Origin of the sequence: Streptomyces sp. NPDC002265 (genome assembly GCF_040296125.1) — a bacterium.
Taxonomy (GTDB): Bacteria; Actinomycetota; Actinomycetes; order Streptomycetales; family Streptomycetaceae; genus Streptomyces.
Genome location: NZ_JBEOWS010000353.1, coordinates 1 through 9858, shown reverse-complemented (window position 1 = coordinate 9858; position 9858 = coordinate 1). Strand labels below are relative to the sequence as shown.

At 70.1% G+C, this 9858-nt stretch carries 8 protein-coding genes; 5 read left to right on the top strand and 3 right to left on the bottom strand.

Going from position 1 to position 9858, the window contains the following annotated elements; all coding sequences use genetic code 11:
- Positions 1–123: 123 nt before the first annotated feature.
- Positions 124–1110: a heme o synthase gene (locus tag ABT085_RS38540; protein ID WP_502982916.1), complete on the bottom strand. Its 987-nt coding sequence runs from the start codon at positions 1108–1110 to the stop codon at positions 124–126.
- A 480-nt stretch (positions 1111–1590) separates the two neighbouring features.
- Between ABT085_RS38540 and tkt the strand changes: the two genes are divergently transcribed.
- The 5 genes from tkt to pgl are packed head-to-tail and all read left to right on the top strand — an operon-like array spanning position 1591 to position 8196.
- On the top strand, positions 1591–3678 hold the full coding sequence (tkt, locus tag ABT085_RS38535; protein ID WP_351619219.1) for a transketolase: 2088 nt from the start codon (positions 1591–1593) through the stop codon (positions 3676–3678).
- 34 nt (positions 3679–3712) lie between these two features.
- Positions 3713–4831, top strand: coding sequence for a transaldolase (gene tal, locus ABT085_RS38530; RefSeq protein WP_351619216.1), 1119 nt, complete (start codon positions 3713–3715; stop codon positions 4829–4831).
- A gap of 4 nt (positions 4832–4835) precedes the next feature.
- On the top strand, positions 4836–6359 hold the full coding sequence (gene zwf, locus ABT085_RS38525; RefSeq protein WP_351619213.1) for a glucose-6-phosphate dehydrogenase: 1524 nt from the start codon (positions 4836–4838) through the stop codon (positions 6357–6359).
- On the top strand, positions 6356–7417 hold the full coding sequence (gene opcA / locus ABT085_RS38520; protein ID WP_351619210.1) for a glucose-6-phosphate dehydrogenase assembly protein OpcA: 1062 nt from the start codon (positions 6356–6358) through the stop codon (positions 7415–7417). The genes zwf and opcA overlap by 4 nt, the downstream gene beginning before the upstream one ends.
- Entirely contained in the window at positions 7414–8196 is a 783-nt protein-coding gene (gene pgl / locus ABT085_RS38515) for a 6-phosphogluconolactonase (protein ID WP_351619207.1), read from the top strand. Before opcA ends, pgl begins: the two co-directional genes overlap by 4 nt.
- A 33-nt stretch (positions 8197–8229) precedes the next feature.
- On the opposite strand, the gene ABT085_RS38510 is transcribed toward pgl, so the two are convergent.
- Entirely contained in the window at positions 8230–9180 is a 951-nt protein-coding gene (locus ABT085_RS38510) for a hypothetical protein (RefSeq protein ID WP_351619204.1), read from the bottom strand.
- A gap of 90 nt (positions 9181–9270) precedes the next feature.
- The coding region (locus ABT085_RS38505) for a phosphoglucose isomerase-related protein (RefSeq protein WP_502982915.1) at positions 9271–9858 on the bottom strand (588 nt) is incomplete at its 5' end.

Here is a 9858-nt window from a genome sequence, read left to right as displayed (position 1 = left end):
TTGCCCCCGTCGTTTTTAACACCCGGGGCGGGGGGGGGTGGGGGGATTTCCCCCCCCCCCCCGCCCGTGCGGGGAACTTCGGCGTGTCCGGGACCTGTCCTGCGACCCGATCCGCCGGACGGCCTAGTGGAGGAAGGGATCCACCGCGACCGCCACGAACAGGATCGACACGTAGGTGATCGACCAGTGGAACAGCCGCATCTCCTTGAGCTTGGCGCCCGTCACCTCGGCCTTGGCCCGGTTCTGGAGCCCGTGCGCCTCCCAGAGCCAGAACCCGCCGGCCAGCAGGGCGACCGCGGTGTAGAACCAGCCCGTGTAGCCCAGTGGGGTGAGCAGCAGCGACACGCCGACCATGACCCAGCTGTAGATGACGATCTGCCGCGCCACCACCTTGTTGGAGGCGATGACCGGGAGCATCGGCACGCCCACGCGCGCGTAGTCCTCCCTGACCTTCATGGACAGCGGCCAGTAGTGCGGCGGGGTCCAGAAGAACATGACGAGGAAGAGGATGACCGGCGCCCACGACAGGGAGTCGGTGACGGACGACCACCCGATGAGGACCGGGAGGCAGCCGGCGATGCCGCCCCACACGATGTTCTGCGAGGTGCGCCGCTTGAGGATCATCGTGTAGACGACCACGTAGAAGAGGAGCGCGCCGAGTGACAGCCAGGCCGACAGCCAGTTGACGGTCAGGCCGAACAGCAGGGTCGACACGACCGCGAGGGTGATGCCGAAGGCCAGGCACTCGGCGGGGCTGACCATGCCGGTGACCAGCGGACGCTGCGACGTGCGGTCCATCAGCGCGTCGATGTCCCGGTCGATGTACATGTTGAGCGCGTTGGCGCCACCGGCGGAGAGGTACCCGCCGAGGCAGGTCAGCAGCACCAGCTTCAGATCGGGTACACCCTGCTGCGCCAGGAACATCACCGGAACGGTGGTGATCAGCAGCAGCTCGATGATCCGGGGCTTGGTCAGCGCCACGAACGCCTTCAGACGGGCCCCGAACGACCGCTGGCCCCGGCTGCTGCTCGTCCCGAGCTCCCCCACAGCCCTAATGGCGTGGGAGGTGCCCCCACCCGCTGGACGGGATTCGACGGCCGTCACGCACACCCCTGACAGAGACATCCCAGCAAGCCCCGGGATGAACTCCCCGTAAAGGCCCGCGCGTACCACGCCACTGTAGACGTTGCCCAGACCCGGACATTCGCGGGGGTGGGGTCGTGTTGATGCGCCGCTCCTACGTGCGCACACATGTCCGATTGAGCGTGCTCCGGACGAGCGGGAAGTACATCGGTTGAGCGCGCTCCGGACGAGCGGGAAGTACGTCGATTGAGCGCGCTCCGGACGAGCGGGAAGTAGATCGATTGAGCAGTCGGATGAGCGGTTCCGTATTCACTTGCCGAATGCGATTCGGACCAGTCGGGAGGCGGATCCGCGGGAGTCCCGTCAGTCTGGAATGACTCGAAAAAATGCACGTTCTTACGGGGGTAGGCTCGACAACGGCCGGTGGGCGCCTCGTCCGCCGGCAGCCGGTGGGCACGTGCCCAGAGCACCGGTAATTCGACATGTGGAGAGGAGCCCTGACCCAGGGTGAGCACCAAGCCGACCACCACAGACCTCGAGTGGACCGAGTTGGACCAGCGGGCCGTCGACACCGCCCGAGTCCTGGCCGCCGATGCCGTACAGAAGGTCGGAAACGGCCATCCGGGTACGGCGATGAGCCTGGCGCCCGCTGCTTACACCCTCTTCCAGAAGGTGATGCGGCATGACCCCGCCGACCCCGAGTGGGTCGGACGCGACCGCTTCGTGCTGTCCGCGGGCCACTCGTCCCTGACCCTCTACACGCAGCTCTACCTGGCCGGTTTCGGTCTGGAGCTGGATGATCTGAAGTCCTTCCGCACCTGGGGCTCGAAGACCCCCGGTCACCCCGAGTACGGGCACACCAAGGGTGTGGAGACGACGACCGGCCCGCTGGGCCAGGGTGTCGCCAACGCGGTGGGCATGGCGATGGCCGCCCGCTACGAGCGCGGTCTGTTCGACCCGGAGACCCCGCAGGGCGACTCCCCGTTCGACCACTTCGTCTACTGCATCGCCGGTGACGGCTGCCTCCAGGAGGGCATCTCCGCGGAGGCGTCCTCGCTCGCCGGCCACCAGAAGCTCGGCAACCTGGTCCTGCTGTGGGACGACAACCACATCTCGATCGAGGGCGACACGGAGACGGCCGTCTCCGAGGACACCGTCAAGCGCTACGAGGCCTACGGCTGGCACGTACAGCGCGTGGCGCCGAAGCCGGACGGCGACCTGGACCCGCACGCCCTCTACGACGCGATCGAGGCGGCGAAGCAGGTCACCGACCGGCCGTCGTTCATCGCGATGCGCTCGATCATCGCCTGGCCCGCCCCGAACGCCCAGAACACCGAGGCCGCGCACGGCTCGGCGCTCGGCGCGGAGGAGGTCGCGGCCACCAAGCGCGTCCTGGGCTTCGACCCCGAGCAGTCCTTCGAGGTCGCCGAGGCGGTCATCGACCACACCCGTGGTGCGCTGGAGCGCGGCCGTCAGGCGCGGGCCGAGTGGGAGAAGTCCTTCCAGGAGTGGCGCAACGGCAACGCGGAGCGCGCGGCCGAGTTCGACCGCATCGCCGCGGGCGAGCTGCCCACCGGCTGGGAGGAGAAGATCCCGGTCTTCGAGCCCGGCAAGGGTGTCGCCACCCGGGCCGCCTCCGGCAAGATCCTCCAGGCGCTCGGCCCGGTGATCCCCGAGCTGTGGGGCGGCTCCGCCGACCTGGCCGGCTCGAACAACACCACCATCGACAAGGACAGCTCCTTCCTCCCGGCGGACAACCCGCTGCCGGAGGCCGACCCGTACGGCCGAACGATCCACTTCGGCATCCGCGAGCACTCCATGGCCGCGGAGATGAACGGCATCGCGCTGCACGGCAACACGCGCATCTACGGCGGCACCTTCCTGGTGTTCTCCGACTACATGCGCAACGCCGTACGCCTGTCGGCCCTGATGCACCTGCCGGTGACGTACGTGTGGACGCACGACTCCATCGGCCTCGGCGAGGACGGTCCCACGCACCAGCCGGTCGAGCACCTCGCCTCGCTGCGCGCCATCCCGGGCCTGAACGTGGTCCGCCCGGCCGACGCCAACGAGACCGCCGTCGCCTGGCGCGAGATCCTGCGCCGTCACACCAAGGTGTTCGGCAAGGGCGCCCCGCACGGCCTCGCGCTGACCCGTCAGGGTGTGCCGACCTACGAGCCCGACGACAACACGGCCAAGGGCGGCTACGTGCTGTTCGAGGCCGAGGGCGGCGAGCCGCAGGTCGTGCTGATCGCCACCGGTTCCGAGGTCCACATCGCCGTCGAGGCGCGCGAGCGGCTCCAGGCCGAGGGCGTGCCGACGCGAGTCGTGTCCATGCCTTGCGTGGAGTGGTTCGAGGAGCAGGACCAGGGGTACCGGGACAGCGTCCTGCCGCCGTCGGTCAAGGCGCGTGTCGCGGTGGAGGCCGGCATCGGTCTGACCTGGCACAAGTACGTCGGGGACGCCGGCCGCATCGTCTCCCTGGAGCACTTCGGGGCCTCCGCCGACGGCGCGCTCCTCTTCAACGAGTTCGGCTTCACCGCCGAGAACGTGGCCGCGAAGGCGCAGGAATCCCTCGCCGCCGCCCGGAACTGACGCCCGTACACGACACGTAGGAGATGCAATTTCCATGACAGACGCACTGAAGCGCCTCTCCGATGAGGGCGTCGCGATCTGGCTGGACGACCTGTCGCGCAAGCGGATCACGTCCGGCAACCTCGCCGAGCTGATCGACCAGCAGCACGTCGTCGGCGTCACCACCAACCCGTCGATCTTCCAGAAGGCGATCAGCAGCGGCGACGGTTACGAGCAGCAGCTCACCGACCTCGCCGCCCGCAAGGTCACCGTCGAAGAGGCCATCCGCATGATCACGACGGCGGACGTCCGCGACGCCGCCGACATCCTGCGCCCGGTCTTCGACGCCACCGGGGGCCAGGACGGCCGGGTCTCCATCGAGGTCGACCCGCGCCTGGCGCACAACACCACGGCGACCATCGCCGAGGCCAAGCAGCTCGCCTGGCTCGTGGACCGCCCCAACACGCTCATCAAGATCCCCGCCACCAAGGCGGGTCTGCCGGCGATCACCGAGGTCATCGGCCTCGGCATCAGCGTCAACGTCACGCTGATCTTCTCGCTGGAGCGTTACCGCGCGGTCATGGACGCCTACCTCTCCGGCCTGGAGAAGGCCAAGGAGCGCGGCCTGGACCTGTCGAAGATCCAGTCCGTGGCGTCCTTCTTCGTCTCCCGCGTGGACACGGAGATCGACAAGCGGATCGACGCCCTGGGCACCGACGAGGCCAAGGCCGCCCGCGGCAAGGCGGGCGTCGCCAACGCCCGGCTCGCCTACCAGGCGTACGAGGAGGTCTTCTCGTCCGAGCGCTGGCTGGCCCTCGACAAGGCGCAGGCGCACAAGCAGCGTCCGCTGTGGGCCTCCACCGGTGTGAAGGACCCGGCCTACAAGGACACGCTGTACGTCGTCGACCTGGTGGCGCCGAACACGGTGAACACCATGCCGGAGGCCACCCTGGAGGCCACCGAGGACCACGGCGTGATCAGCGGCAACACGATCGCCGGCACGTACGAGCAGGCCCGCGCGGAACTCGACGCGGTCGAGAAGCTCGGCATCTCGTACGACGACGTGGTCCAGCTGCTGGAGGACGAGGGCGTCGACAAGTTCGAGACGTCCTGGAACGACCTGCTCAAGTCGACCGAGGCGGAGCTTCAGCGCCTCGCCCCCTCGGAGGGCTGAAACGTTGTCAAGCAGCAACCCGCTGCGTGACCCCGCCGACCGACGGCTCCCGCGTATCGCGGGGCCGTCGGGCCTGGTCATCTTCGGCGTCACCGGCGACCTGTCGCGCAAGAAGCTGATGCCCGCCGTCTACGACCTCGCCAACCGCGGGCTGCTGCCGCCGGGCTTCTCGCTCGTCGGCTTCGCCCGCCGCGAGTGGCAGCACGAGGACTTCGCCGCCGAGGTCCACGACGCCGTCAAGGAGCACGCCCGTACGCCGTTCCGCGAGGAGGTCTGGCAGCAGCTCATCCAGGGGATGCGCTTCGTCCAGGGCACCTTCGACGACGACGACGCCTTCGAGCGGCTGCGCGGGACCATCGAGGAGCTCGACAAGGCACAGGGGACGGGCGGCAACTTCGCCTTCTACCTCTCCGTGCCGCCGCGTTCCTTCCCGGTGGTCATCCAGCAGCTCAAGAAGCACGGCCTCGCCGACCAGACGCGCGGCTCGTGGCGGCGCGCGGTCATCGAGAAGCCCTTCGGCCACGACCTGAAGTCGGCCGAGGAGCTCAACAAGGTCGTGCACGAGGTCTTCGCCCCGGACCAGGTCTTCCGTATCGACCACTACCTGGGCAAGGAGACCGTCCAGAACATCCTGGCGCTGCGCTTCGCCAACACGATGTTCGAGCCGATCTGGAACCGGTCCTTCGTGGACCATGTGCAGATCACCATGGCCGAGGACATCGGCATCGGCGGCCGGGCCGGCTACTACGACGGCATCGGCGCCGCCCGTGACGTCATCCAGAACCACCTGCTCCAGCTGATGGCGCTGACCGCCATGGAGGAGCCCGCCTCCTTCGACGCGGACGCGCTGGCCGCGGAGAAGACCAAGGTGCTCGGCGCCGTACGGCTGCCGAAGGACCTCGGCAAGGACACCGTGCGCGGCCAGTACTCGGAAGGCTGGCAGGGCGGCGAGAAGGTCATCGGCTACCTCCAGGAAGACGGCATCGACGCGAAGTCGAAGACCGACACCTATGCCGCGATCAAGGTGGGCGTCGACAACCGCCGCTGGGCGGGCGTGCCGTTCTACCTGAGGGCGGGCAAGCGCCTGGGCCGCCGGGTCACGGAGATCGCGGTCGTCTTCCAGCGCGCCCCGCACTCCCCCTTCGACACGACGGCCACCGAGGAGCTGGGCCAGAACGCGATCGTCATCCGCGTCCAGCCCGACGAGGGCGTCACGGTCCGCTTCGGCTCCAAGGTGCCGGGCACGTCGATGGAGATCCGGGACGTGTCCATGGACTTCGCCTACGGCGAGTCGTTCACGGAGTCCAGCCCGGAGGCGTACGAGCGGCTCATCCTGGACGTGCTGCTCGGCGACTCCAACCTCTTCCCGCGCACCGAGGAGGTCGAGCTGTCCTGGAAGATCCTCGACCCGATCGAGCAGTACTGGGACAAGCACGGCAAGCCGGCCCAGTACCCGGCCGGCACCTGGGGTCCCGTCGAGGCGGACGAGATGCTGGAGCGAGACGGACGGAGCTGGCGCCGGCCATGAAGATAGACCTGACGGACACCACGGCTAGCAAGATCAACAAGGGGCTCGTCAAGGGCCGCCGCGCCATCGGCACCCCTGCCGTGGGCATGGTGCTCACCCTCGTCATCGTCACCGACGAGGAGAACGCCTACGACGCCCTGAAGGCGGCGAACGACGCCTCGCGCGAGCACCCCTCGCGCACCCTCGTGGTCATCAGGCGCGTCTCCCGCTCGCCCCGCGACCGCACGAAGTCCCGCCTCGACGCCGAGGTGCGGGTGGGTGCGGACGCGGGCACCGGCGAGACGGTCGTCCTGCGGCTGTACGGCGAGGTCGCCGACCACGCCCAGTCGGTGGTGCTGCCGCTGCTGCTGCCCGACGCCCCCGTGGTGGTCTGGTGGCCGGTCGACGCGCCCCTGGACCCGGCGAACGACCCGCTGGGCGCCCTCGCCCAGCGCCGGGTCACCGACACCTACGCCGCCGAGCAGCCGGTACGGGAGCTGTCCGCCCGCGCCGACACCTACGCGCCCGGCGACACGGACCTGTCGTGGACGCGCATCACGCCCTGGCGTTCGATGCTCGCCGCGGCCCTGGACCAGGTCGTCTGCGAGGTCAAGGGCGTCGAGGTGGAGGGCGAGGAGTTCAACCCGAGCTGCGAGCTGCTCGCGATGTGGCTCGCGGACCGGCTGGACGTCCCCGTCAGGCGCTCCCTGTCGTCCGGCCCCGGCCTGACGGCGGTCCGCCTGGACACCGACCACGGCTCGATCGCCCTCGACCGCGCGGACGGCACCGTCGCCACGCTGTCGATCGAGGGGCAGCCGGACCGTGCGGTGGCGCTCAAGCGGCGGGACACCGCCGAGCTGATCGCGGAGGAGCTGCGCCGGCTCGACCCGGACGACACCTACGCCTCGGCGCTGCGGTTCGGGGTGGACCGGCTGCACGCGCAGTCCGCGACCCCGCGCGAGCAGGCGCCGCAGGAGCACACGGCGGCGTCCGGCGAGCCCGCCGTGGCCACCAAGGACAGGCCTGCCGGGAAGGCTCCGGTCCCGGCCCCGCCCCCGGGGAAGAAGGCGGCGAAGTGAACACCCCGCAGCTGGTCGTGCACCACGACAAGGAACTGATGGCCCAGGCCGCCGCGGCCCGGCTCATCACGAAGATCGTGGACGCGCAGGCCTCCCGGGGTGCGGCGTCCGTGGTCCTGACGGGCGGCCGCAACGGCAACGGACTGCTGGCCGCGCTGGCGGCCCAGCCGGCCCGGGACGCCATCGACTGGAGCCGCCTCGACCTGTGGTGGGGCGACGAGCGGTTCCTGCCCGAGGGCGACCCCGAGCGCAATGTCACGCAGGCCCGCGAGGCCCTGCTGGACTCCGTACCGCTGGACCCGAAGCGCGTGCACGCCATGCCCGCCTCGGACGGTCCGCACGGTGCGGACGCGGACGCCGCCGCGGCGGCCTACGCGCAGGAGCTGGCCCGGGCGGCCGGCCCCGAGAACCACGGCGCGGTGCCGACCTTCGACGTGCTGATGCTGGGCGTCGGCCCGGACACCCATGTGGCCTCGCTCTTCCCGGAGCTGCCCGCGGTCCGGGAGACCGAGCGCACGGTCGTCGGCGTCCACGGCGCGCCCAAGCCCCCGCCGACCCGCACCACCCTCACCCTCCCGGCGATCCGGGCGGCCCGTGAGGTGTGGCTGCTGGCGGCCGGCGAGGACAAGGCGAACGCCGCGGCGATCGCCCTGTCGGGCGCGGGCGAGATCCAGGCCCCGGCTGCCGGGGCGTACGGAAGGCAGCGCACCCTGTGGCTGCTGGACTCGGCGGCGGCCGCCCAGCTGCCGCGCTCGCTGTACCCGCCCGCGTCGCCCTGACGGCACAGCAGGCACTTCCCGGAACCCGTACGGTCAACGGCCGTACGGGTTCCGGCCGTTGCGGGGCTGCCGCGGGGGCGAGGGCGGGGCGTACGGGTTGCCCCGGGGATAGGGACTGCCCTGGCCGTACGGATTCCCTGCCGGATAGGGGCTTCCCGGAGGATACGGACTCCCTTGGCCGTACGGGTTCCCCTGGCCGTACGGATTCCCCTGGGGCGGTACGTACGTCTGCCGCGGCGGTGGCAGCGTCGCGGGGTGTGCGCCGAGCCGGATGCCGTAGCGCCGCTTGAGACGGCCCAGCTCCAGCAGGGAGACGGCCGTGACCGTGACCGGCGCGCCCAGGATGAAGACCACGCCCAGTCGCAGACCGAGGCCGTGCAGATCGCCGGTGACGAGGTCCGGTACGGCCATCAGCCAGGTCGTCACCGTGGCCAGCAGCGGCGGCAGGGCGCGGTGCACCGCCGCGGTGCCGAAGAAGTTCGCCGTGATCCGCAGCGCGCCCGCGCCCACGAACCCGACCATCCACAGCGCCAGGAGGCCGATCGGGATGATCGCGAAACTGCCGCTCATCGCGCTCGCGCCCTGCAGCAGCAGCACCGTCGCGACCACCGAGCCGACGAAGAACAGCAGCAGCTTGAGCGCGTTCACCAGGGACGGGCGCAACTGGCGTACCGTCCCGCCGCGACGCCAGACGTAGAGCATCACACCGACCGTCACCGGCGTCACGAACAGCAGCACCGCCGCCGCGATCAGCGTGTTCTCCATCATCTCCGTGAGGGCCAGGCCGCCTTCGACGAAGGTGTAGACACCGATGGCCGCGACCGCGCCCGCGACCACCCGCACGCGCTTGAGCCGCTCCACGGTCGCATCCAGCGACTCCGGGATCCACGCGGGATGCAACAACACCCGGGCGACCTTGTGGGGCTTCAGGAAGGAGCCGCCCCGCAGCCTTCCGCCCGTCCAACTCCCTCTGGCACCAGCCACCTTGCACTCCCCCGAGCCACGGCCGTGATGATCGCCGGGGAGTCTACGGGAGGCGGGCGGCCGCGCGCCGCCCGCTTCCCGCACGAGTGGTCACTTCCGGTCGCGCAGCCCCCGGTAGGCGGCGACGAGGGCCTGGGTGGAGGTGTCGAGGCCGGGGACCTCGGCGCCTTCGGTCAGGGCCGGTTCGATCCGCTTGGCGAGGACCTTGCCGAGCTCCACGCCCCACTGGTCGAAGGAGTCGATGTCCCACACCGCTCCCTGGACGAACACCTTGTGCTCGTAGAGGGCGATCAGTTGGCCGAGCACCGAGGGGGTCAGCTCGCGCGCCAGGATCGTGGTGGTGGGGTGGTTGCCGTGGAACGTCTTGTGCGCCACCAGTTCCTCGGGCACACCCTCCGCGCGGACCTCCTCCGGCGTCTTGCCGAAGGCCAGCGCCTGGGTCTGGGCGAAGAAGTTGGCCATCAACAGGTCGTGCTGGGCCTTGAGTCTGTCGCCCAGCTCGTCCACGGGACGGGCGAAGCCGATGAAGTCCGCGGGGATCAGCTTCGTACCCTGGTGGATCAACTGGTAGTAGGCGTGCTGCCCGTTGGTGCCGGGGGTGCCCCAGACGACCGGGCCGGTCTGCCAGTCCACCGGGTTGCCCTCGCGGTCCACCGACTTGCCGTTGGACTCCATGTC